Annotated in this window: 22 protein-coding genes and 2 pseudogenes; 16 read left to right on the top strand and 8 right to left on the bottom strand. The window is 57.7% G+C overall.

Annotated features, from left to right (window positions below; translation table 11 throughout):
• The first annotated feature begins 5 nt into the window (after positions 1-5).
• The 9 genes from C8N45_RS12880 (at position 6) to kynU (ending at position 10,399) form a co-directional block, all read left to right on the top strand.
• Entirely contained in the window at positions 6-986 is a 981-nt protein-coding gene (locus C8N45_RS12880) for a glycosyltransferase family 2 protein (RefSeq protein ID WP_108386661.1), read from the top strand.
• A 32-nt stretch (positions 987-1,018) separates the two neighbouring features.
• Complete coding sequence (locus C8N45_RS12875) at positions 1,019-1,969, top strand: glycosyltransferase (protein ID WP_168769475.1); 951 nt, start codon at positions 1,019-1,021, stop codon at positions 1,967-1,969.
• Between the two features lie 243 nt (positions 1,970-2,212).
• Positions 2,213-3,451 carry an Hsp70 family protein gene (locus tag C8N45_RS12870; RefSeq protein ID WP_108386770.1) on the top strand — a complete coding sequence of 413 codons (1,239 nt, stop codon included), beginning with the start codon at positions 2,213-2,215 and terminating at the stop codon, positions 3,449-3,451.
• Positions 3,452-3,492: 41 nt separating this feature from the next.
• Complete coding sequence (gene trhO / locus C8N45_RS12865; RefSeq protein ID WP_108386659.1) at positions 3,493-4,398, top strand: oxygen-dependent tRNA uridine(34) hydroxylase TrhO; 906 nt, start codon at positions 3,493-3,495, stop codon at positions 4,396-4,398.
• Between the two features lie 362 nt (positions 4,399-4,760).
• Positions 4,761-5,270, top strand: coding sequence for a hypothetical protein (locus C8N45_RS12860; protein ID WP_108386658.1), 510 nt, complete (start codon positions 4,761-4,763; stop codon positions 5,268-5,270).
• The gene (locus tag C8N45_RS12855) at positions 5,258-6,310 is read left to right on the top strand and encodes an AbrB family protein (protein WP_108386657.1); all 1,053 of its coding nucleotides are present in this window, start codon (positions 5,258-5,260) and stop codon (positions 6,308-6,310) included. Before C8N45_RS12860 ends, C8N45_RS12855 begins: the two co-directional genes overlap by 13 nt.
• Complete coding sequence (locus C8N45_RS12850; RefSeq protein ID WP_108386656.1) at positions 6,307-8,403, top strand: S9 family peptidase; 2,097 nt, start codon at positions 6,307-6,309, stop codon at positions 8,401-8,403. The genes C8N45_RS12855 and C8N45_RS12850 overlap by 4 nt, the downstream gene beginning before the upstream one ends.
• 2 nt (positions 8,404-8,405) lie before the next feature.
• Positions 8,406-9,215 carry a hormone-sensitive lipase gene (locus tag C8N45_RS12845; RefSeq protein ID WP_108386655.1) on the top strand — a complete coding sequence of 270 codons (810 nt, stop codon included), beginning with the start codon at positions 8,406-8,408 and terminating at the stop codon, positions 9,213-9,215.
• Positions 9,212-10,399, top strand: a complete 1,188-nt coding sequence (gene kynU, locus C8N45_RS12840) for a kynureninase (RefSeq protein WP_108386654.1) — start codon at positions 9,212-9,214, stop codon at positions 10,397-10,399. The genes C8N45_RS12845 and kynU overlap by 4 nt, the downstream gene beginning before the upstream one ends.
• A 123-nt stretch (positions 10,400-10,522) precedes the next feature.
• Here kynU and C8N45_RS23660 read toward each other — a convergent pair whose 3' ends face one another.
• The 5 genes from C8N45_RS23660 to C8N45_RS12820 all read right to left on the bottom strand — a co-directional run bounded on the left by C8N45_RS23660 (position 10,523) and on the right by C8N45_RS12820 (position 13,044).
• Positions 10,523-11,089, bottom strand: a complete 567-nt coding sequence (locus C8N45_RS23660) for a glutathione S-transferase C-terminal domain-containing protein (protein WP_245882659.1) — start codon at positions 11,087-11,089, stop codon at positions 10,523-10,525.
• 107 nt (positions 11,090-11,196) lie between these two features.
• The gene (locus C8N45_RS23655; protein WP_245882658.1) at positions 11,197-11,433 is read right to left on the bottom strand and encodes a hypothetical protein; all 237 of its coding nucleotides are present in this window, start codon (positions 11,431-11,433) and stop codon (positions 11,197-11,199) included.
• 13 nt (positions 11,434-11,446) lie between these two features.
• Entirely contained in the window at positions 11,447-12,277 is an 831-nt protein-coding gene (gene ygiD, locus C8N45_RS12830) for a 4,5-DOPA-extradiol-dioxygenase (RefSeq protein ID WP_108386653.1), read from the bottom strand.
• Positions 12,278-12,327: 50 nt separating this feature from the next.
• Entirely contained in the window at positions 12,328-12,753 is a 426-nt protein-coding gene (locus tag C8N45_RS12825) for a DoxX family protein (protein ID WP_108386652.1), read from the bottom strand.
• 18 nt (positions 12,754-12,771) lie between these two features.
• Positions 12,772-13,044 carry an NAD(P)-binding domain-containing protein gene (locus tag C8N45_RS12820; protein ID WP_108386769.1) on the bottom strand — a complete coding sequence of 91 codons (273 nt, stop codon included), beginning with the start codon at positions 13,042-13,044 and terminating at the stop codon, positions 12,772-12,774.
• Between the two features lie 128 nt (positions 13,045-13,172).
• On the opposite strand from C8N45_RS12820, the gene C8N45_RS12815 reads away from it, so the two are divergent.
• On the top strand, positions 13,173-14,069 hold the full coding sequence (locus tag C8N45_RS12815) for a LysR family transcriptional regulator (protein WP_108386651.1): 897 nt from the start codon (positions 13,173-13,175) through the stop codon (positions 14,067-14,069).
• The gene (locus tag C8N45_RS12810) at positions 14,059-14,253 is read left to right on the top strand and encodes a hypothetical protein (protein WP_108386650.1); all 195 of its coding nucleotides are present in this window, start codon (positions 14,059-14,061) and stop codon (positions 14,251-14,253) included. The genes C8N45_RS12815 and C8N45_RS12810 overlap by 11 nt, the downstream gene beginning before the upstream one ends.
• Before the next feature lie 211 nt (positions 14,254-14,464).
• Here the strand turns inward: C8N45_RS12810 and C8N45_RS23650 are convergent.
• Positions 14,465-14,845: pseudogene (locus tag C8N45_RS23650) on the bottom strand (GMC oxidoreductase); the annotation flags it as partial.
• Between the two features lie 96 nt (positions 14,846-14,941).
• Between C8N45_RS23650 and C8N45_RS22995 the strand changes: the two are divergent.
• Positions 14,942-15,385: a MoaD/ThiS family protein gene (locus C8N45_RS22995; protein ID WP_133175977.1), complete on the top strand. Its 444-nt coding sequence runs from the start codon at positions 14,942-14,944 to the stop codon at positions 15,383-15,385.
• A 195-nt stretch (positions 15,386-15,580) separates the two neighbouring features.
• On the top strand, positions 15,581-16,207 hold the full coding sequence (locus C8N45_RS12795) for an IS110 family transposase (protein WP_245882657.1): 627 nt from the start codon (positions 15,581-15,583) through the stop codon (positions 16,205-16,207).
• A gap of 101 nt (positions 16,208-16,308) precedes the next feature.
• Here the strand turns inward: C8N45_RS12795 and C8N45_RS12790 are convergent.
• Positions 16,309-16,431 (bottom strand): annotated as a pseudogene (locus C8N45_RS12790) (transposase); the annotation flags it as partial.
• Between the two features lie 560 nt (positions 16,432-16,991).
• On the bottom strand, positions 16,992-19,274 hold the full coding sequence (locus C8N45_RS12780) for an adenosylcobalamin-dependent ribonucleoside-diphosphate reductase (RefSeq protein WP_108386768.1): 2,283 nt from the start codon (positions 19,272-19,274) through the stop codon (positions 16,992-16,994).
• 194 nt (positions 19,275-19,468) lie between these two features.
• On the opposite strand from C8N45_RS12780, the gene C8N45_RS12775 reads away from it, so the two are divergent.
• The 3 genes from C8N45_RS12775 (at position 19,469) to C8N45_RS12765 (ending at position 22,381) form a co-directional block, all read left to right on the top strand.
• Entirely contained in the window at positions 19,469-19,900 is a 432-nt protein-coding gene (locus tag C8N45_RS12775) for a DUF1489 family protein (protein ID WP_108386647.1), read from the top strand.
• Between the two features lie 140 nt (positions 19,901-20,040).
• The gene (locus tag C8N45_RS12770; RefSeq protein ID WP_108386646.1) at positions 20,041-21,579 is read left to right on the top strand and encodes an AMP-binding protein; all 1,539 of its coding nucleotides are present in this window, start codon (positions 20,041-20,043) and stop codon (positions 21,577-21,579) included.
• A 10-nt stretch (positions 21,580-21,589) separates the two neighbouring features.
• On the top strand, positions 21,590-22,381 hold the full coding sequence (locus tag C8N45_RS12765; RefSeq protein WP_168769474.1) for a YkgJ family cysteine cluster protein: 792 nt from the start codon (positions 21,590-21,592) through the stop codon (positions 22,379-22,381).
• Position 22,382: the final 1 nt, after the last annotated feature.

Here is a 22,382-nt window from a genome sequence, read left to right as displayed (position 1 = left end):
TTGCCATGAAACTTGCCACCATCGTTGTCCCTGCCTTTAACGTCGCAAACACGCTTGCCGAAACGCTCAGGTCCCTTCTGGTTCAGACCTATCAGCATTTCGAAATCATCGTTGTCGACGATGGGTCATCGGATGAAACCCTCCAAATCGCACAAAGCTTTGCCGAAAATCCAAGGTTACGTATCGTGCGGCAGCCAAACCGCGGCCTTGCGGGCGCGCGCAACACAGGGATCGCCCACGCGAAAGGCGCATATATCGGCTTTTGTGATGCCGATGACCTTTGGGATCATCATAAACTTGAGGCACACGTCAGACATCTTGAAGCAGATCCATCCATTGGTGTCAGTTACGCCGGTTCCCAGCTGATGCATGAGAATGGACGTCCGATCAAAAGGGCACAGCAGCCCCGCCTGCAGGGGGTCGACGCGGTGCATATTCTAAAGCGCAATCCCGTAGGCAACGGCTCTGCCCCTGTTATCCGTGCTGAAGTGTTTGCAGACATCGCCTATAGGCCAAGATATGAAAGCAAGCGTGACTGGTATTTTGACGAAACTTTCCGACAGTCCGAGGATATCGAATGTTGGCTTCGGATCGCTTTGACCACCAGCTGGAGATTTGAAGGCATAAAGGGACGACTGACCCGTTACCGGATCAATCAGGGCGGGCTGTCAGCAAGCACAGACAAGCAACTGGCGGCGTGGGAGCGAATGGTGGCTAAACTGACGCCCATTGCCCCTGACTTCTTTGCGAAACATGCGCCAATAGCGCGCGCATACCAGATGCGGTACCTTTGCAGACGTGCTGTAAGTGACCTTGACTGCGACAAGGCACGTATCTGGTCTGACCGATGGTTTGCCGCATCGAAGTGGACATTTATCGAAGAGCCATGGAAATCGGTGGAAACATATGCCGCGGTTCTGGCGCTTAGGGCGCTGGGACAAAAGACATTGCACGGGCTTTCCGCCCTTAGGCTAGGACGGGTGTGATGGTTCGGCCAGAAAAACAGCGCGTTGTTCACTTGATCGACGATACCACCGCAGGCGGAGTAATGCGCGTAATTGATCATGTTGTGACGTCGCCCGAGCTGGCAAAGGAAGCCACGCACGTCATGAGGCAGGTTGCACGTGGAAAGGTCGCTTTCAAAGGCTTTGATGCGGACGTGATTGTATCGCATCTATCCATCAGTTGGCGGACGCTGCCGGCGCTGTTGGCCTTGCGTCTTTTTCATCCTCAAACAAAACTCATTCATGTTGAGCACAGCTATACCCGCGCCTTTATGGAGTACAATGTCGCAAAAGAACGCCGTTTCAAAAGCCTGCTTCGGCTAGGTTTTGGGCTCTTTGACAGGATCGTCGCCGTAAGCGATGGGCAGCGTCAATGGATGCGCGATGATGCACTTGTTGCCGACCACAAGCTGTCACTCGTGCGGTCATATACTGATCTAGGCGCATTTCTTAAGCTTCCTGCTGCGAGCGGCGATCTAAGGCATTTTGGAGCAATCGGACGTCTGGACCGGCAAAAGGGTTTTGATCTGCTGATTGAGGCCTTTCGCAAGAGCAACAATGCCAACTTGCGGCTTACAATATTCGGAGAAGGCGAAGAAGAAACATCCCTGCGCGCGCTTGCACAAGGCGATCCGCGCATTCATTTTGCTGGCATGGCATCCAATCCGGTAGAGGCCTACCGAAAGGTCGACGCTGTCATCATGCCTTCACGTTGGGAAGCTTATGGGCTTGTCGCTATCGAGACCATCAGCGCCGGTAGGACACTTTTTTGCAGCGCTGTTGACGGCTTGGCGGATCATCGGTGTATCGGTGCACAAGTCACCGATGGTCGAACCCTCGATTTTGATCAGCTTTCTGCTCGCCCTGCCGCTGAGCGATGCAGTGATGAAACGAACCGAAATGCAATTGTCTCATCACTGAGGTTGGAAAACACCGAGGCATGGAAAAAGTTGATCGCAGCATAGGTTGAGCCAACCGACTGCTCTAACCTGCTGTGTAATGTCTGATGTCGGGGCTCTTTTGGCACTTCTTGTTCGGGAATACCTCTCCATCCCCTTTTTCATAGGAGTTGCTCGGTCTTCCCTTTGCCACGCCGAAAGTGCCTGTAGGTTCGGTCAAGGTCATTGCGCCCTCTCCCAACCAGACTTGCAGTGATGGCGTGAATCGCCTAAACGGCGCGTCTTTCCGCATCGAAAATGGGGTCATTGATGGCGACGCTTGGGATCGACTTTGGGACCTCGAACACCGCCGCTGGTATCATGGCTGGCGATCGCCCTTACCTGATCGAGGTCGAGCCGGGGCGGAAAACGTTGCCGACATCGGTGTTCTTTGACTACGACCGCAAGGTGACGACCTATGGATCGGTTGCCAACGCAGCCCTGATCGACGGGCGCGAAGGGCGCTTCATGCGGGCGCTCAAATCCGTGCTGGGCACGCCGCTCATGCGCGAAAAGCGCCAGATTGCCTATGAACGGCTGACCCTTATCGAGGTTGTCGCGCGATTTCTGCAGATGTTGCGCGAACGCGCAGAGGCGCAGACAGGCCAGACCTATGACCGGGCACTTTCAGGGCGTCCGGTGCAGTTTCATTCCACCGATATGGCCCGCAATGCCCAAGCCGAAGCGGACCTGCGCGAGGCTTACATGGTCGCGGGCTACAAGGACGTGTTGTTCATGTTCGAACCCGAAGCCGCCGCACTGGCAAGCGGCCCGTTGGCCAAGGGCGACCTTGGACTGATCGTCGATATTGGCGGCGGGACTTCTGACTTTTCGGTCTTTGCGCGCGAGGGCGACAAGACCAACATCATCGCCAGCCACGGCGTCCGCGTGGGCGGTACGGACTTTGACCGTGCCATCAGCATCGCAGAGGTCATGCCGTTGCTGGGGCGGGGCCGTGAAGTGCGTAATGCGCTGGGCAATGGTCGGCACGCGGCCCCCAACGCGATTTTCAACGATCTGGCCACATGGCAGAAAATCCCCTTTGTCTATACCGCTGAAAATCGGTCGATGGCGGCGGATTTTGCCAAGCTGGGCATTGACCCCATCCCCTTTTGGCGGCTGAAAACCGTGCTTGAGATGGAATTGGGCCATGACATCGCCTTTGCAGTCGAGGCGGGCAAGATCAAGATCAACAGCCCCGATATGACCGAAGCTGGCATTGATTTGCGCGTGATCGAACCGCAGCTTTGGGCGCAATTCAGCAAGGCGCGCATGGGCGAACTGCTGGCGGACCATGCGGCGCAAATCCGTGCTTGCGCCGATGAAACCCTGAAAATGGCCAATGTGACCCCGGACAAGGTTGCCAAGATCGTCTTTGTTGGCGGCTCTAGCCTATTACACGTCGTGGAAAACGTGATGACGGCGATGTTCCCGGATGCGTTACCTGAAAGGGCGGAAGCCTTTACCGCCGTGGCCGACGGGTTGGCGATTGCTGCATCAAAAGCGTAGCGGCCCCTTGCAAAAATGTCCCGTAGGCGTAAATCGGGGGCATGTTTACAGTCGCCGCCCTCTATCACTTCACCCGCTTTGAAGACCCCGCTGCCATACAGGGGCCGTTGCTTGGCTTGTGCAAGGCCAACGACATCCACGGCACACTGTTGCTGGCAGGCGAGGGGATCAATGGCACCATCGCGGGCAGCCGTGCGGGGATCGACGCAGTGCTCGCCCATATCAAGGGGCTGCCGGGGTGCGCCGATCTGGAGTGGAAGGAAAGCACCGCCAGCACGCCGCCGTTTCACCGGATGAAAGTGCGGCTCAAGCGCGAGATTGTTACCATGGGCCAGCCGGATGTTGATCCGGTGGCGCGCGTGGGCAACTATGTGGCCCCCGCCGACTGGAACGAATTGATCAGCGCACCGGACGTGGCCGTCATTGACACGCGCAATGACTACGAAGTCGCAATCGGCACCTTTGACGGGGCAATTGACCCGCAAACCAAGAGCTTTGGCGAATTCCCCGCGTGGTGGGAGGAAAACAAACACCGTTTCCACAATAAGAAAATCGCCATGTTCTGCACGGGCGGTATCCGTTGCGAAAAATCCACCAACTATCTGATGGGGCAGGGGGTGGATGAGGTTTATCACCTCAAGGGCGGTATCCTGAAATACCTCGAAGAAGTGCCGCAGGAAGACAGCAAATGGGATGGCGACTGTTTTGTCTTTGATGCCCGCGTCAGTGTCGGGCACGGGCTGTCCGAGGGACCGCATATCCTGTGCCACGCCTGTCGCCGTCCGCTGGTGCCTGCGGATCAGGAGCATCCCAAGTTTGAACAGGGTGTTGCCTGTCACCAATGCGCAGATGAAACCAGCGATGCAGACAAAGCCCGCTTTCGCGAGCGGCAGAAGCAAATGACTTTGGCCAAACAACGCGGCACGCATCATATCGGCGGAGTCTGATCTGTGAACCATGCGCTTTGTGAGTGCCACAAAGGCGCAGTTGGCCGAATGCGAAACAAAGGGACTTGTTTTTTTCCCGGACAGGCTCAGCAACTGCCGGTCGAAACACGCCAGCTAAGGGGAGGGTGTTAATGAAGTACTACAATTCACACATCACCCATTGGCGTTTCGCGACTTTGGCAGCCGTGACCATGTCACAACAAGGCGATCAAAACCGGTAGCCGCCTCCAGTCGCTTGGCGACCAAACCCCAACACGATCAAAACCGTAAAGCGCCCATGGCCGCAGTCCGTCTGCGTCGTGCGTAGTCAACTTCCAACCTAAAAACAACGGCCGCAGTGTATCTGCGGACAAGGGATAGTTATGAACGCTCTACCTCTCAAATCGTCATCATCACCCGGTGCTGTCATAGACGAACTCATCGCGAACCACGGCTTCAACAGGGTCTTTCTGGCAGTTGCCGCGCGGTTGTTCCGCAAGCAGTACCCGCCAGACCCTGTGACGACAGATCAAGCGCTGCGCATTGATGGTCTGAGCGCGCATCTGCGCAATGATGTCGGGTTGCTACCTGAACATGGGCATCGGATCCATATTGATCCGCTGACGACGCAGGATGAATGGGTCCTGACCCTAGGGCGGGTGGCCCACCAGCGGTCTGCCTGTGGCGAGAACAGCCGCCCAACCGTTGACCCTCCTCTCTCGCGGGGCCATAGGTTGATCATGGATAAATTTCCTCTGATTTGTGCGGTGCCACTTGCTTCGCCGGATATAATGTGGGCCAGACCTGTGCTGCTGATGAACGGCCAAGAAAAAGTCGCGCGACAGGTGCAGAATGCCGTAGCTTGCATGAAGGGTCTTGCATGTCGGGATTGACACCACAATTTCTGGCATTGGCTATCGGGCTGGCCTGCGGGTTTTGCGCCTATGTGGCGGGCTTGCCGTTGCCCTGGATGTTGGGGCCGATGATCGGCAATACCATCGCAGCATTGGCGCGTGCGCCAATTGCGGGACCCAACCGGTTGCGCCCTTTTGTAATCCCCGTGATCGGTGTCATGCTGGGGGCTGGCGTCACGGCAGAAGTGGTGGCTTTGATACCCACATGGTTGCCGACCTTGATCCTGCTTCCGGTGTTTTTGCTGATTGCGGGCAGTGTGGCTTACCTCGTCTACCGGCGGGTCGGCGGGTACGATCCGGTCACGGCGTTTTTTTCGGCTGCGCCGGGCGGTTTGAACGAAATGCTGGTGATCGGAGGAGAAGCTGGCGGCGACGAACGCCGGATTGCCCTTGCACACGCCGCACGAGTTTTGTTGGTCATAGGGTTCGTGGCACTTTTTTTCGGGGCCGTGCTGGGTGTGTCAACAGGGGGATCCTCCAGCAACTGGATCGGGCTGGCAGAGATCGGAGTGCGCGATTACGTCTTGTTGGCGCTTTGCGCGGTGCTTGGGGTCTGGTTCGGGAAAGTGGCGCGCCTGCCTGCGGCACCCGTCTTTGGCCCGATGATTTTCAGCGGGATTGCGCATGTCACCGAGATCGTCACAGTTGCTCCGCCGACCGTTTTTGTGATTGCAGCGCAAATCACCATGGGCACAATTATCGGGACCCGTTTTGCAGGGGCAACCTTGCATGAAATCCGCCGCGACCTTGGCCTAGCGGCGCTGGCGTCGCTCCTGATGCTGCTGATTGCCGTTGTCTTTGCCGAAGCCATTTCAATGCTCAGCGGGATGCCGTTGGCGCAGGCCTTTCTGGCCTATTCCCCCGGCGGGCTGACCGAAATGGCGTTGCTGACACTGGCATTGGGTCAGAACGTGGCCTTTGTGTCCCTGATGCATATCGCGCGCATTACAATGGTCATTGCAGCTGCGCCTCTGGTCTTTAGGTTGCGCAACAAACAACGTCAAAGAGGTGACCCATGAAGCCGACATTCCCCGCAATCGACGGCGCGCCGCTGGCCGACAAACGCTCTGCAACGGCGACCTTCCACGGGGTCACGCTTTGTGATGATTACGCATGGCTGCGCGCGGAAAACTGGCAAGAGGCGATGCGCGAGCCTGACAAACTGCCCGAGGATATCAAAGCCTATTTGCAGGCTGAGAATGCCTATTACGATGCGGCGATGGCCGACACTGCCACTTTGCAGGAAACGCTGATCGCGGAAATGCGCGGACGCATCAAGGAAGACGATTCAAGTGTCCCCCGCAAGCACGGCCCCTATGCGTATCAATGGCGCTACGCGGAAGGGGCGGAACATCCGGTCTATCTGCGCACCCCGCGCGATGGCGGGGATGAGACCGTGTTGTTTGATGCCAATGCCGAAGCCGCCACACACGACTATTTCGAATATGGCGACATCGAAGTGTCGCCTGGCCACAGCCTGATGACATGGGCCGCAGATACAAACGGGTCCGAGTTTTATTCATTGCACATCCGCGATTTGGCAACCGGTCAGGACAGTGATTACCAGATCGCCGATGTCGGGTCCGTCGCGTGGGCCGACAATACGACCCTGTTCTACAGCAAGGTCGATGAAAACCACCGCCCGACCAAAGTGTTCCGGCATGTGTTGGGCACTGATCCCGCCAGTGATGTTCTGGTCTATGAAGAAAAAGACCCCCGTTACGGTCTGGGTGTGGGCCGGTCGCGGTCAGGCGCCTTTATCGGCATCTACACCGGCATGAATGACGAAAACGAAGTCTGGATCATCCCGACTGAGACGCCAGAGGCCGCCCCCAAACTGATCGAGCCGCGCAGTGCGGGCATTCAATACTCACTTGAAGAACAAGGCGATCACTTCCTGATCCGCACCAATGCCGACGATGCGGTTGATTTCAAGATCGTGAAAGCCCCAATAGCATCCCCGTCGCGCGAAAACTGGGTGGATGTGCTGCCGCACGAACCCGGCCGGATGATTGTGAGCATGTCTGCGCACAAGGACTGGATGATCTGGGTGGAACGGGCGAATGCGCTGCCGCGCATCTGCTATCTGGCCAAAGGGCAGCCGGTCACGTCGCATCAGGTTATTTCCTTTGACGAGGAAGCCTATGCGCTGGGCGCGGACCCCAGCCCCGAATATGATACCAATGCGTTCCGCTTTACCTATTCATCGCCGACGACGCCGGGGCAAGTTTTTGATTTTGATTTAGAGACGGGCGTGCGTACCTTGCGGAAAACGACGGAAATCCCCTCTGGTCACGACCCCGCGGACTACGTCACGCGACGCATCATGGCCCCCAGCCATGACGGGGCTGCCGTACCGGTGACGATCCTGCATCACAAGGACACAGCGATTGATGGCAGCGCGCCTTGCCTGCTTTATGGTTATGGATCCTACGGGATGAGCATGCCCGCGTCCTTTTCGGCCAACCGCCTGTCGCTGGTTGATCGCGGCTTTGTCTATGCCATCGCCCATATTCGCGGCGGCGAAGAAAAGGGCCGTGCCTGGTACGAGGACGCAAAATTTGGCAAAAAGGTCAATAGCTTCCATGATTTCATCGCCGCAGCCGAGGCGCTGATTGCGGCCCACTACACCAGCAAGGGCCAGATCGTCATTCAGGGCGGCTCTGCAGGCGGATTGTTAGTGGGGTCTGTCGTGAACATGCGTCCGGACCTGTTGGCCGGGATGATTGGCGATGTGCCCTTTGTCGATGTCTTGAACACGATCCTTGACGACACGCTGCCCCTGACACCCGGCGAATGGTCGCAATGGGGCAACCCGATTGAAAGCAAAGACGCGTTTGCGGATATCAAAGGATATTCGCCTTACGACAATGTCACAGCACAGGATTACCCGGCAATGCTGGTCACGGCGGGGGTGTCAGATCCGCGCGTCACCTATTGGGAACCGGCCAAATGGGTGGCGAAACTGCGCGTCACCAAGACCGACGACAACATCCTGCTGCTGCGCACCAACATGACATCCGGGCATTTTGGCAAAAGCGGGCGGTTTGCAGCGCTGGAGGATGCGGCGCGGTCTTATGCATTTGCTCTCAAGGCGGTGGGGAAAGCGTGACAATGATCGACTGGAATGATGCGTTCGACAATTCGGGCTACGTCCCCGAAGCAGAGGCGATCCGCGCAGACTGGGTGCAACAGGCCGCACGGTTGCGTGATGAATTGCTGCCGCAGGGCCGGGCGCAGATTGACCTGACCTACGGTGCTGATCCACGCGAGGTGATGGATATTTTTGCGCCCGTTGGAACGCCCAAGGGCACGCTGGTGTTTGTGCATGGCGGCTATTGGCACATGATGGACAAATCATATTGGTCGCATCTTGCGGCAGGCTGTCTGGCGCATGGCTGGCAGGTGGCAATCCCCAGCTATCCGTTGGCACCACAAGCGCGGATCAGCGAAATTACGCAATCCATCACCGCGGCGGTGCGTAACGTGGCCGATCAAACCAAAGGGCCGCTTGTCCTTGCCGGACACTCGGCAGGGGGGCATCTGGTCGCGCGGATGGCCTGCAAAGGCGTCTTGCCCGATGATATCACCCAACGGCTTGCGCGCGTTTTTCCGATCAGCGGGGTGCATCACCTGACGCCGCTTTTGCAGACGACCATGAACGATACGCTGCAATTGACTGAAACCGAGGCATTGCGCGAAAGCCCGGTTGAGCTTGATCCCGCGCCGGGCGTGCCGGTCACCTTCTGGGTCGGCGCGGATGAGCGGCCAGAGTTCCTGCGCCAAAACCGGATGGCAGCTGAACGATGGGCAGGCAAAGGCGCAGATGTGCGAAGTGTCTATGAGGCGGGCCAAGATCATTTTACGGTCATAGGGTCGCTGGCCAAGCCCGATGGTCCGCTGACCCAAGAGGTTATCCGATGACTCTGCCCCGCAAAGATCTTTTCGATATTCCTGAAGGGATGATCTATCTTGACGGCAATTCGCTTGGCCCCCTGCCGAAAGGTGTGGCCGCGGCGGTGCAGGATGCGGTTGTGGCGCAATGGGGCGGCCAGTTGATCAAGGGCTGGAACAGTTGCGGCTGGATGGCACAGCCAGCAGTCGTCGGTGATAGGGTCGGGCACTTGATCGGGGCGTCTGCAGGGTCGGTCGTGATGGGCGACACTTTGTCGATCAAGGTTTTTCAGGCGCTGGCGGCCGGGTTGGCCATGCGCCCAGACCGCAAGGTGATCCTGTCGGACAATGGGAATTTCCCCAGTGATCTTTACATGGCCGAAGGTCTGATCGACCTCAAAGGGCAGGGCTATCGGCTAAAGGTGGTTGACCCCGAAGCCGTCGCTGATGCGATTGATGACAGCGTTGCCGTGGTGATGCTGACAGAGGTGGATTACCGGACCGGGCGCAAGCATGATATGCAGGCAATAACGCAGGCGGCCCACGGGGCAGGCGCGGTTATGGTCTGGGATCTGGCCCACAGTGCAGGCGCGCTGGAGGTCGATCTGACCGCCGCAAATTGTGAATTCGCCGTGGGCTGTACCTATAAATACCTTAACGGTGGGCCCGGCGCGCCCGCATTCATCTATGTGCGCCCTGATCTGGCGGATGTTGTCAAACCGGCCCTTGCAGGCTGGCTGGGTCATGCTGCCCCCTTTGCTTTTGACCAGACATACACGCCCGGCGCGGGGATTGAGCGGATGCGCGTAGGCACACCACCTGTGCTGCAAATGGCCGCGTTGGAGCAGGCGCTGAACGTCTGGGACGTGACGACCATGCGTGATGTGCGCGCTGCCTCTGTCGCGCTATGTGATCTGTTCATTCAAGAGGTCGAAACGCGGTGCCCCGCATTAACCCTGATCAGCCCGCGCAATGGGGCGCAGCGCGGCAGTCAGGTGTCTTTTGCCTATGACAATGGTTATCCGGCCATGCAGGCCCTGATTGCGCGGGGGGTCATTGGTGACTTCCGGGCACTGAATGTCATGCGCTTTGGCTTCACCCCCCTATTCATTGACGCGGCAGATGTCGTGCAGGCCGCGACCATCCTGCAGGATATCCTTGACAACCGGCTGTGGGATGATCCGGTCTATCTGACACGGAGCCGTGTGACCTGAACCGCAATCGGTCGGAGCGAAGAACTTCGCGCTCCGGCGCAATGCTCCAAGGGGACAGTGTACCAGCGTTTACTCAGCCAAAATCATCGCCATTATTGGGTCGGGGCCGGTGGTACGGCTGCCCTATGGGGCGAGCGCCTTGATTGAGTGGTAGCCGCGCGTGATGTGATCCATGTTCGCCGTCTCGGCTATGCCCGGCAGGTGATAAATGCGCGTCATCAAAGCCGACAACCGGGGATAGGCCGCAATCTGTCGGCGGTTCGTCTTGAAGAGACCGTGATAGGCGGCGTCAAATCGGATCAGGGTGACGAAAATGCGAATATCGGTCTCGGTCAGGAGGTCGCCGAAAAGGCAGTCCCCCTCCAGCCGATCTTCCAACATCGCCAGCGTCGAGAAGACGCCCTCCACGGCCTCGTCATAGGCCTCTTGCGTGCCCGCAAAGCCATATTTGTAAACGCCATTGTCGAGCATGTCATAGATCCCGGCATTCAGCGCGTTGATCTCGGTGCGCTGCGCCTGAGGGTAAAGCCGGTAGTCGGACGGCACGATATGCTCGAAGGTAGTATCGAACATGCGCAGGATATCGGCGCTCTCGATGTTCACCATCACGCCCAACTTTTCGTCCCACAGAACCGGCACCGTGGCACGCCCGGTGAAGTGCGGGTCGGCGCGGGTGTAGATCTCGTGCATATGGCGCGCGCCGAACAGTGGGTCCTCGTCGCTGCCAGGATAGCCGCCAAAGGATCAGCAGTGATCGCCGATCACCGGGTCGACCACGGTGATCGGCGATCACTGCATCAAGTCCCTTGAGTTTGCGGTGCAATCAGCGTGCGCGAGGCCCAAGGACAGATCAGCACGACATAGAGACGGTAGCGTCCAGCTTCGGTTTTGAAGCCAGCCTTGCCGGTCGGCCCAGCGCTGCCGTCGGGCGTGATCCAGTTCCGAAAGCGCGACACCTGCCGAACGAAGCGGCCCTTTTCGTCGGCCTTTTGCATCGGCTGCCCGTTTTCCATACATTTACCATCGACCAGCATCTTCTCGTCCCCCTCAGGCCGCATGGAACACGTAAGAGCGCATCGAGATCGATCCCAGGTCAATATCGTCGGTCATGAAGGTCAGCGCGTCGCGGTTGTCAGAGGCGCCTGCAATGGTGAGTGCGGGCAGGTAGTGATCTACCGAAGGATGTGCCATGCGCAGCAACGATCCCAGACGTTCCCGGTCGGCCAGTGCTGCAAAATTGCGATCCTCCAGCTTTTCAGCGAAGAGCGTGTCGAATTCAAGTGCGAATTCATGCGGCGCGCTGCCCGCATCCCAACGGACGGCGCGCAGGTTGTGCACGATGTTGCCCGACCCGAGGATCAGAACACCCCGATCGCGCAGGTCTGAGAGCGCCTTGCCGATCTGAAGCTGGTAATCAAGGTCCCGTCCCATGTCGATCGAGACCTGAAACACCGGAACGTCGGCATCAGGATACAGGTATTTCAGCACCGTCCAGGCCCCGTGGTCGAGGCCCCAGGTATCGTCTTCCTCCGCATGGTGGCTGGCCAGCAGCGAAACCACTTCGCGCGCCAGCCCCGGTTTACCTTTGGCGGGGTACTGCTCTGCGAAAAGCGCTTCCGGAAACCCGTAGAAATCGTGGATTGTGCGTGGCATGGCCGAAACGTCCACCAGCGTCGTTCCCTTGGTCATCCAATGTGCCGAAACAACAAGGATCGCCTTGGGCCGAGGCAGTGTGCGGCCCAGCTTTGTCCAGGCGCGGCTGTATTCGGTATCTTCGATGGCATTCATTGGGCTGCCATGACCGAGAAAAACAAGCGGCATCCGATCGCTCGGAGAGAGCTGCTCCTTTAGGTCGTTGAGGGCTTGTGCAGTAGACATGAAATTACTCCGTAGGTCGCGTGAGGGCACCTCTTGGCACCCCCGATGGCTCAGGCGAAACGGCCCAACACGTTTTGCAGGCCTGGGATTTTTAACGCATAGGCGCCGCTTCCGAGCAGGGCGATGGCTCCAAGCACAAAGGCCCAGTAAAGCGGGAATTCCCATCCGCCGCCTTCACCCGAAAACAGCCAGCCGTTGGCCGAGTGCACCCAGGTCGCGCCTAGCAGTACGGGGATCAACCCCAGCGCGGCCAACCGGGTGGCCAGGCCCATGATCAAGGCCGCACCCCCCGCCAGCTCGGCGAAGATGGTAAGATAGGCGAAAAATCCGGGAAGGCCGAGGCTCTCGAAATAGCCGACGGTGCCCGCAACGGTGAACACGTTCACTTTCAGAAGCCCGTGGGCCAGAAACAACACACCGGTCGACACGCGCAGCACGGTCGCCGCGTATTCGGCATTGGAAAATTTGGTCATCATCTTGTCTCCCTCTAAAGCTCAGGTAGCAAGCCATTGCGGCGCGTTCTCGTCGCCGTGGCCAAGTAAGTCGCCGAACTGGATGTTCGTGAAGCCCATCGACTCGAGGTAGCGGGCGTTTTTCAGTGGTCCGGCATCAAAGGGAACAAGGCCGATCTCTCCCGCGAGGCGCTTCACGCGTTCGCGTGCCAGATCGTCACCCCGGCCATAAACGCCCACATCGTGCCCGGCCTCGGGTAACACTGCGGCAAGTCCTGACCCGGCATTCCCATTTCCAATAACTGCAATTTTCATGTCTGTTTTCCTTTTTTCCCGCAGCGCTATGCGACTTGCGTTCTGCCCCTTGTTTACGGCTTGCAAACATTCAACAAAATGGCGAAGTTATTGAATGACTATCAACAAAATGTTCGCAATTTGCAGCCATGGACCTTACTGATGAACTCAAGGCCTTTGTGGCCACCGCACAGACCGGTTCCTTCACCGCCGCCGCCGTTCAGCTCGGGGTGTCAAACCGGTTGACCTCCAAATACGTAGCCGAGTTGGAGAGGCGGCTTGGCGTGCGGCTCTTTCAGCGCACCACGCGCAAGGTCGGCCTCACCCCGGCGGGGGAGGACCTTCTGACCCGTGCTCCCGCTTTGCTTGACGATCTTGATGATCTTCTGGCCGAAGTGGCCGAGGGCTCGCGCGGTTTTTCCGGGGTCATCCGCATTTCCGCACCGGTCACCTTCGGCGAGCTATACGTCGTCGGGATGCTGCGACGGTTTGCCGAGGGCCATCCCGGCCTCACCTTCGATTTGCGCCTGAGCGACAGTTATGCTGACCTTGCTCGCGACGGTATCGACCTTGCCTTCCGCATAGGGCGGTCCGAGATGCTCTCGCTCAAGGAACGCAAATTGGGCGAACTTCGCTCTCTTCTGGTCGCAAGCCCGGCCTATCTGACCAAGCAGGGCCGCCCCGAACACCCGCGGGACCTGGCGCATCATGCCTGTATTATTGACACCAACCGCCGCGCGCCACGCCGCTGGGTCTTTCACAAGGGTGAAGGGCATTTGGAAGCGCAGGTGCAGGGGCGCTTCCATGTCAATTCCGCCCGTGCAGCGGTAGAGTTGGCTGCCAACGGGTTAGGCATCGCCTACGCCCCTCGTTTTGCGATTTGTGATGGGCTTTCAGCCGGCACCCTTGTCGAGCTGATGGAGGCCTATGCCGGCGACACGACAGCCGTGAACGCCGTCTATCTGGAGGGTCGGGCGCTTCCCCGAAAGATCCGCGCGCTGATCGACTTCGCCGTAGAAGACATAAAAACCTCGGATGTGCTTTGATCGCTATTCGGCTGAATTTGACCGGCCTTTGTTCTGCCCATCGCACCACTGGGATGCGGGATACAGAACAAAGGTCAGCCGAAATGAAACCCTTCTTGCCGCCGCCGCCATGGCCGCCGCGTTCGCCACTCTCACGCTGGCCGAACTGGCCCAGCGTCAGGCTGAAGACGCCCGCATTGCCTAGAGCGTCGACGTGCATATTGATGACCTCAATGCGTTCTTCGCCTTCGCGCTGGGTATGGTCGGAAGCTGGCAATCCTCTAACGTGCGGCGCGCCTGTATTCCTAGTCGATTTGTGCAATCTATGGTTTCGGGAGGCGTTTTGGATGTTTCTTGTGGAATGCGCTGCAAAGAAACGCCCAAGGCCTACTTTTCCCAGTCGCGGTGACTGAAAATTAGACCCCAGCATGGGATTTCGCTGCGGCGTTGATCATTTCAGCTGCCTTCTCGGCAATTATGATCGTCGGAGAATTGGTGTTGCCGGATGTAATGCGCGGCATCACGGAAGCATCGACGACTCGAATGCCTGCAAGCCCGTTCACGCGGAGCGCACCCTCAACCACTGCGTCCGGATCCGCACCCATGCGTGCCGTCACCACCGGGTGAAAAATTGTCGACGCGATGTCGCCCGCCGTCTTTACCAGTTCGTGATCGGCTTGGTATTGCGGCACCAGTTTGAACTCTTCCGCCTCAAGCGACGAAAGCGCCCGCTGGGCTATAATCTTTCGGGTCAGTTTTACAGCCGGTGCCGCGAGCAGCTTGTCACGTTCGGTTGAAAGATAGTCCGGCTAGATTTCCGGACGATCGTTTGGATTGAGCGAAACAATTCGAACACCCGTCAGGCACCTCAGGGTGCAGAGGTTACCGTTGATATGCTGGAGCTGGACGCCTACAAGCTTGAGAAGCAGGGCGACCCTCAAGATGCCAGCCTTGGAGCTGATGACAATGCCTCATTCAGCCCAATCGATTGGTTCGGTGCGAACCAGTTCACCGAGGAGGAAGCCAAAACCCTTTCTGAGATCATCGAGGCCTTTAATTCACGCCATGGAGCAGAGTTCAGTGAGGAAGACTACATCCGTTTCGAGGCTGTGAACCAGGATATCCTCGACGATGACACATGGGCGGAAATGCTTCTAAACAATGACCCTAGGGATGTTCAACCTCGATTTGAAGCTGAATTCATACGCCGTACAATCCAGGCATTCCATCGAGATGGGGCGATGCAGAATGCCTTCATGCAGGATCAGGAGGCTCGAGATATGTTGATGCAGCTCATGTTCCGGCGCGCGGTGCGTGGCGCCGAACGAGCTGCTTAAGAACGAAGGCCGTCTTTCTGGATCGTATACAAACTGCGTCTTTCTTTACAAGAAACTTGGGGGTCGCCGCGATAATGAACCTGACAGCCAATACCAAGCGAGGATGGCCCATAGCATGCGTAATTGGGCTGCCTCTGTTGTGAGGTCGAGCTCCCGTTATGATCACAGGATTGCTGTGAACAAGGGAGAAAGGCGATGGATTATTTCGCGGGACCGGATGTGTCGCTGCGGACCTGCGCGCTATGCATTGTAGATACCAAAGGCGCGATCATTTTCGAGCGCGAGTTGGCATGTGACGTTGATGAGATCACGGACTGCTTGAAAGGCTTCGCACATCCAGTTGTTCGGATCGGTTTTGAAGCGGGCACGATGCGTCAACATCTGTTCTATGGATTGACCAACGACGGATTTGACGTTGTCGGCATGGAAGCCCGGCAGGTCAGCGTCGGGCTGTCTGCGATGCGTAGCAAGGCAGATAAGAATGATGTCCATGGGGTTGCGCAAATATTGCGGACAGGTTGGTTCAGTCCGGTTCATATGAAGAGCCGTGAAGCCCACAAAATACGCGCTCTGTTGAACTGCTGCAAAGCCCTGCTCAACAAAACCATTGATCTGGCAAACGAGGTTCGTGGATTTTTGAAGTTCTTCGGACAGCGCCTGCCAAAAACTGTCCAGCATGGTAGCTTTGACGACCTCGTGCGCCCTTTGATCGCCGCCGATGAGGTAATGTCTCAGGCAATGCTGCCGCTGTTGGACGCGCGCGTTGCGATATTTCAATACTATCTTGCCGTGGATCGGCGGGTCAAACGCGGCCCGCAATGATAACGTCTGCCTGCGGATGATGACTGTTCCGGACGTTGGCCCGATTGCGGCCCTTACTTTCAAAGCTGCCATCGATGATCCTGCGCGCTTCAAAAGCTCCCGAGGCGCATGACCTTTTGGCGGTCACCAGTTTTGACACGGTAGTCTTTCCAAAGGAACGCCACACTATCGACATCCGCACGGACCAGTCGGTGGTTCGAGATCACGACCCGATGTGTGTATCGGACAATTCGTCTCCGAAGATTTCGAAGTCTGTCACGTCGAAGTCGCCGGATCGCTCTTCGTCGCCGATGAGATCAGCCGCGACTTTGTCCTTTCGCATATTCTTCTAAAATGTGGTCAGGTGTTCAACGATCACTTTCGGATCGGTTTCATAATGGGGGGATGTCGATAGTCTTGATAAGTTTCATGGTCAGTTTCCATATCCGGCAAGGAAAGATGGGAAACAACAGCACGCGACAAGAGGCGGGGAAGATGAAGTCGCATGTCTTTGATACCGCTCCCGACGGGGAGGCAGATCAGGAAACCCGTATGGCGCGGGTATGGCGGTGCGTTTTCATATCCTGAACAAACACCGTTTTTCGCGGTGGGGGCAAGGTGTGCCACCGGACTTGGCGGCGTCAAAAAGAAAGCGCCGACCCATTCGGATCAGCGCTTTCAGCATTCAGCAATTTCAATGACTTAGCGGGGAGTGGAAGAAATAGTCCTGAAAAGTGGCAGACAATTCAGCCAAAGTGGCACTGAATTGCCAGCCGTTTCAAACAACAACGCGCCTTTTGCAGGCCTAGCCACATTTGGAATAGCCGCACGACCCGCAAGTCATGCAGCCCTCAACCATTCTCAAATCATACGCTCCGCAAGAACTGCATGCTTTACCGCGCTGGCCATGATTGATGGCCACTACATCAGCCGTTGGGTCAGCCTTCAAGCCCATCCCTTCGCCCGCCAGAAACCCGATGGAGATCATGTGCTTTTCGATCACCCCCCCAATCGCGGCCAGAATGGATGGAACGTATTTCCCCCCCATCCAGGCCCCGCCGCGGGGGTCAAAGACCGCTTTCAGTTCTTCGACGACAAAAGATACATCGCCGCCTCTACGGAATACCGCACTGATCATGCGGGTCAGGGCGACTGTCCAGGCGAAATGCTCCATGTTCTTTGAGTTGATGAACACTTCGAATGGGCGCCTGTGGCCAGCAATGACCAGGTCATTCACCGTGATATAGATCGCATGTTCGCTGTCCGGCCATTTCAATTTGTAGGTGGCGCCTTCCAGTTCCTGCGGACGATCAAGCGGCTCTGACATATAGACGACCTCTGCGCCGTCGCCGCTATTGCGGACCTGCTCGGGCGCTTCAGAGGGGGCGCTTTCGTCAGACACAGACAAGACCGATCCTGTCACATCGTTGGGCCGGTATGTCGTGCAGCCCTTGCAGCCCTGATCCCATGCGGCCATGTACACCTCTTTGAACGCATCGAAGCTGATGTCCTCGGGGCAATTGATCGTTTTGGAAATGCTACTGTCGATCCATTTCTGGGCCGCTGCCTGCATCCGCACGTGATCCAGCGGTGCAAGCGTTTGGGCATTCACAAAATAGTCAGGCAGGGGTGCGTCGCCTTTCAGGTCACGCCACATCTGCACAGCATAGTCGACGACCTCCTCTTCGGTTCGGGACCCATCCTTTTGAAGGACCTTGCGGGTGTAGCTGTAGGCAAACACAGGTTCGATACCCGACGATACATTGCCCGCATAAAGGCTGATTGTCCCGGTTGGTGCAATCGAGGTCAAAAGCGCATTACGTATGCCATTTTGACGTATTTTGTCTTTTACATCATCATCCATATCCTGCATTGCTCCGCTCGCAAGAAAAGCATCCGCATCAAACAATGGGAACGACCCTTTTTCGCGTGCCAAATCGACCGACGCCAGATAAGCGGCGCGGGCGATGGCGTGCATCCAGCGGTCGGTCTGACGCGCCGCCTCTGCCGAGCCATAGCGCAGCCCGACCATCAACAGCGCATCGGCCAGCCCGGTGACCCCAAGGCCGATGCGCCGTTTGGCCTTTGCTTCGGCTTTCTGGGCTTCAAGCGGGAAGCGCGATGCATCGACCACGTTGTCCATCATGCGGACAGCCGTCGCGACCAGATCGACAAGTGCATCTTCGTCCAGCGATGCGCCCTGATCAAATGGATTGGCCACAAGCCGTGCCATATTGATCGACCCCAGCAGGCATGCCCCATACGGTGGCAGCGGCTGTTCGCCACAAGGATTGGTGGCCGCAATCGTCTCGCAATAGCTCAGGTTGTTCATCTGGTTGATCCGGTCGATGAAAATCACCCCCGGTTCAGCATAATCATAGGTGGATTGCATAATGCCGTCCCACAGGTCGCGGGCGCGCACGGTCCGGTAGATATCGCCGTCAAAGACCAGATCCCACGGGCCATCCGCCTTGACCGCTTCCATGAAAGGATCAGTGATCAAAACCGACATGTTGAACATCCGCAAGCGGGCAGGGTCCGACTTGGCGGTGATGAAGTCCTCAACATCGGGGTGATCGCAGCGCATGGTTGCCATCATGGCGCCCCGGCGCGACCCTGCTGACATGATTGTGCGGCACATCGCGTCCCACACATCCATGAATGACAGCGGGCCGGATGCATCCGCCGCCACACCTTTAACGCCCGCGCCCCTTGGTCGGATTGTGCTGAAATCATAGCCGATGCCACCACCTTGCTGCATCGTGAGGGCCGCCTCTTTGAGCATCTCAAAAATGCCCCCCATGCTGTCGGGTATCGTGCCCATTACAAAGCAATTGAACAGCGTGACCGACCGGGCCGTCCCAGCGCCCGCTGTAATGCGGCCAGCAGGCAGGAATTTGAAATCCGATAGCGCGTCGTAGAATTTCGGCTCCCACGCGCTTGGGTCTTTTTCCACCGCTGCCAGTGCTTTCGCGATCCGGTGCCATGTGTCTTCGACAGTGTCGTCAATCGGTGTGCCGTCGGCCTCCTTGAACCGATACTTCATATCCCAGATTTGTTCGGCAATTGGGGCAGAGAAACGGGTCATTGCGGGTACTTTCATGCTTGGCTTGGGAACGGCAGAAGCCCACCATAAAGGGGTGAGCAGGATTCGAAAAGGAGAACTCGCATACCACATATTGTGATTGAAATCCATACTTATACCAAATAAACCTTTTGCATTCTGGCTATTGATTGGCCACCCAATGGCTTTACATCTAGGGTTCATCCCGGGGGGGACGAATGACGAAAACTGTGCATCTTCTCAAGCTCTCTGTCGGCACCGAAGACGTGGCGGGCTTGAGCGCATGGCAAAACACCAAGCGCGCCCAGACTGACGATGGCTTGCCGCGCCACATCACACGCATGTGGCCGAAACGGGCTGATGAAATCCTCAATGGCGGCTCCATCTTCTGGGTCATCAAAGGTGTAATCCTGTGTCGCCAGCCGATACTGCGCCTTGATGAATATATCGGCGCCGATGGGATCCGGCGTTGTGCGATTTGCTGCAAACCCGGTCTGATCCGGGTTGAGGCGACGCCAAAGCGCGCTTTTCAGGGCTGGCGGTACTTGCCGGTTGATGATGCGCCCGACGACTTGCCCGATGGGCGACAGGCCGAAGAGGCGCTTCCACCCGAATTGTCAAAGGCACTCGCGGCTATCGGTGTGCGCTAGGGTCAGGACCTATTCATCCCGCACTTCAGCGCCTTTGGCGCGCGCGGCCATTGCGGGTTTGCTGCAGCGCAACTTCCGCGCAAAAGTGTCTCGCCCCATCCGCGCTCCTGTGCCATGATTGAAAGCGGAGGAGAACGCACATGACAATATTTACCAGCCCTTTCGCCGACGTGGCGCTTAACGATCAATCCATTACAGAGCGGGTCTTTGCAGGTCTTGTCGACCGTCCGGACGAAGTCGTGCTGATAGATGGTCCAAGCGGGCGCACGATGACGGCGGCCGCGTTCATGGATCAGGTAAAGCGGCTGGCAGGTGGGTTGACTGCGGCAGGTCTGGGTGCTGGCCATACCGTTGCCCTGATGGCCCCCAATATCCCCGAATATTGCGTCATCTTTCATGCTGTCGCTTGGGCGGGCGGCACCATCACGACGCTAAACCCGACCTACACCGCAAACGAGGTCAAACATCAGCTGTCGGATTCGCAGGCCGAGATTTTGCTCACCATTCCGGATTTCATGGACACGGCCCGCGCAGGGGCGGGTGATCTGGATGTCATTGCCATCGGCACGCCGGAATTTGCGGCCCTGATGGGTGATCCGCTGGCCGCGCAGGTCCCCGTTGATCTGGATCATCATACTGTCGTTCTGCCCTATTCTTCGGGTACGACGGGCCTGCCCAAGGGGGTGATGCTGTCGCACCGCAATCTGGTGGTGAATGTCGATCAGATTATTGCTGGCGGCGGCTTCTATAAGGGCGAAGTAGCGGCGGGTTTCCTGCCATTCTTCCATATCTATGGCATGACGGTCATCATGAATGTCCACCTTGCGGGTGGCGGCGCCGTGGTCACGTTGCCGCGCTTTGATCTGCCTTTGTTCTTGCAGATATGTCAGGATTACAAATCGCGCCGCATGTGGATCGTCCCGCCCGTCGCGCTGGCGCTGGCAAAACATCCACTGATCGATAATTATGATCTGTCGTCGATCGAACAGGTGTTTTCAGGTGCCGCCCCCTTGGGCGCAGAACTGTCCAACGCCGTTGGCAACCGGCTGAATTGCGTGTCGTTGCAGGGCTATGGGATGACAGAACTCTCGCCCGTGTCACATCTGACAGAAGTGGCGGCCAACCGTCCCGGTGCCGCCGGGCAAGCATGTCCGAACACGCTGTGCCGCATCGTTGACCCCGAAAGCGGCGCAGACCTTGGCGTCGGCCAAGAGGGCGAGTTGTGGATCAAAGGCCCGCAAGTCATGCAAGGCTACCTGAACAATCCCAAAGCCACAGCAGACACCATTGTCGAAGATGGCTGGCTGCGCACCGGCGACATCGCGATGATTGACGCGGATGGCTATATGTTCATCGTTGACCGTCTCAAGGAACTGATCAAATTCAAGGGGTTCCAGGTGGCCCCCGCCGAACTTGAGGCAACGCTGGTCGCAATGGACGGGATCACCGATGCCGCCGTCATTGGGTTGCCTGACCCCGAATGTGGGGAAAAACCAATCGCCTTTGTGGTGAAGGGTGAAAATGCCCCGGATGAGGCTGCCATCAACAAGATTTTCGACGAAACGCTCGCCCATTACAAGCAGTTGCACCAGATACGCTGGGTCGATGAAATCCCGAAATCAGCGTCAGGAAAAATCCTGCGCCGGTTTTTGCGCGATCAGGTCGCGGCAGAGGGCTGAGCCGATCACGATGAAGCCAACCTCTGCCCGTGCTGCCCGAAGACTTGCGAACAAGGCCGCGAAAGCTGGCCCTGTGACGATTGCCGATCTGATATCGCGGGTCGAGCGCGCGCACATGAAAGGGGTCAGCGCCAGCTTTGAGAGTCGCACCAAGCGCATCCTGTTGTCCTATCTTCAGACCGCATTTGCCCATGGTTTGCCGCCAAAGGACGTCATCGGGGAAATGGCCAACGGCCAGGCTGCGTGGCGTTTGGGCATGGCTGTGCGCGATGAATTGCTCAAGGCGCCACCAGATGCGGTGCGCAATGCCGCGTGCCAGAAGGGCTGCGCCTTTTGCTGTATCCTGACCGGCGGCGAAGGTGGTTTGATCACCGAAGTCGAGGCAGAGCGCCTGCACGCCGCACTTGCCCCCTTGCAGGGCCAACCTGACGGACGGGAGTGGCACGAAAATGCCTGTCCCGCGCTTGACCCGGCGACCCGCACTTGCCGTGCCTATGATGCGCGGCCGATGATTTGCCGGTCGTTCCTGTCAACGGATGCCAGCGCCTGTGAACAGAATGCAGCAGGTGAAGAAGCCGCAGGTGCGGGATTGCTGGCCAGTCATCTTGACTATCTTGGTGTGCAGGCGCTGTCCCGGCAGGTATTGAAAGGGACGGCGCAGGTTGCGACTTATAGTCTGGCCAGAACTGCCGGTTCTGCTGTGGAAGGAAAAGACCTCGCACAGTCTCTTTCCACGGCTCGCCACGCGCCAAGTTCGCTCGACCGGGCCTGCCGCGATGGGGTACAGGCAGCCGGGATGTAGG

The organism is Yoonia sediminilitoris (assembly GCF_003058085.1).
In the GTDB taxonomy this organism is placed as follows: Bacteria; Pseudomonadota; Alphaproteobacteria; order Rhodobacterales; family Rhodobacteraceae; genus Yoonia; species Yoonia sediminilitoris.
This window is presented reverse-complemented; position numbering and strand designations above follow the sequence as displayed.

Coding starts and splice junctions, on each gene's coding strand:
- trhO (WP_108386659.1), top strand. CDS start 3,493: ATGTTTACAGTCGCCGCCCTCTATCACTTCACCCGCTTTGAAGACCCC.
- C8N45_RS12795 (WP_245882657.1), top strand. CDS start 15,581: ATGGATTATTTCGCGGGACCGGATGTGTCGCTGCGGACCTGCGCGCTA.
- C8N45_RS12780 (WP_108386768.1), bottom strand. CDS start 19,274: ATGACCCGTTTCTCTGCCCCAATTGCCGAACAAATCTGGGATATGAAG.
- C8N45_RS12770 (WP_108386646.1), top strand. CDS start 20,041: ATGACAATATTTACCAGCCCTTTCGCCGACGTGGCGCTTAACGATCAA.
- C8N45_RS23655 (WP_245882658.1), bottom strand. CDS start 11,433: ATGCTGGTCGATGGTAAATGTATGGAAAACGGGCAGCCGATGCAAAAG.
- C8N45_RS12855 (WP_108386657.1), top strand. CDS start 5,258: ATGTCGGGATTGACACCACAATTTCTGGCATTGGCTATCGGGCTGGCC.
- C8N45_RS12850 (WP_108386656.1), top strand. CDS start 6,307: ATGAAGCCGACATTCCCCGCAATCGACGGCGCGCCGCTGGCCGACAAA.
- ygiD (WP_108386653.1), bottom strand. CDS start 12,277: ATGTCTACTGCACAAGCCCTCAACGACCTAAAGGAGCAGCTCTCTCCG.
- C8N45_RS12765 (WP_168769474.1), top strand. CDS start 21,590: ATGAAGCCAACCTCTGCCCGTGCTGCCCGAAGACTTGCGAACAAGGCC.
- C8N45_RS12810 (WP_108386650.1), top strand. CDS start 14,059: ATGTGCTTTGATCGCTATTCGGCTGAATTTGACCGGCCTTTGTTCTGC.
- kynU (WP_108386654.1), top strand. CDS start 9,212: ATGACTCTGCCCCGCAAAGATCTTTTCGATATTCCTGAAGGGATGATC.
- C8N45_RS12815 (WP_108386651.1), top strand. CDS start 13,173: ATGGACCTTACTGATGAACTCAAGGCCTTTGTGGCCACCGCACAGACC.
- C8N45_RS12870 (WP_108386770.1), top strand. CDS start 2,213: ATGGCGACGCTTGGGATCGACTTTGGGACCTCGAACACCGCCGCTGGT.
- C8N45_RS12880 (WP_108386661.1), top strand. CDS start 6: ATGAAACTTGCCACCATCGTTGTCCCTGCCTTTAACGTCGCAAACACG.
- C8N45_RS12775 (WP_108386647.1), top strand. CDS start 19,469: ATGACGAAAACTGTGCATCTTCTCAAGCTCTCTGTCGGCACCGAAGAC.
- C8N45_RS22995 (WP_133175977.1), top strand. CDS start 14,942: ATGCTGGAGCTGGACGCCTACAAGCTTGAGAAGCAGGGCGACCCTCAA.
- C8N45_RS12845 (WP_108386655.1), top strand. CDS start 8,406: ATGATCGACTGGAATGATGCGTTCGACAATTCGGGCTACGTCCCCGAA.
- C8N45_RS23660 (WP_245882659.1), bottom strand. CDS start 11,089: ATGCACGAGATCTACACCCGCGCCGACCCGCACTTCACCGGGCGTGCC.
- C8N45_RS12860 (WP_108386658.1), top strand. CDS start 4,761: ATGAACGCTCTACCTCTCAAATCGTCATCATCACCCGGTGCTGTCATA.
- C8N45_RS12825 (WP_108386652.1), bottom strand. CDS start 12,753: ATGATGACCAAATTTTCCAATGCCGAATACGCGGCGACCGTGCTGCGC.
- C8N45_RS12820 (WP_108386769.1), bottom strand. CDS start 13,044: ATGAAAATTGCAGTTATTGGAAATGGGAATGCCGGGTCAGGACTTGCC.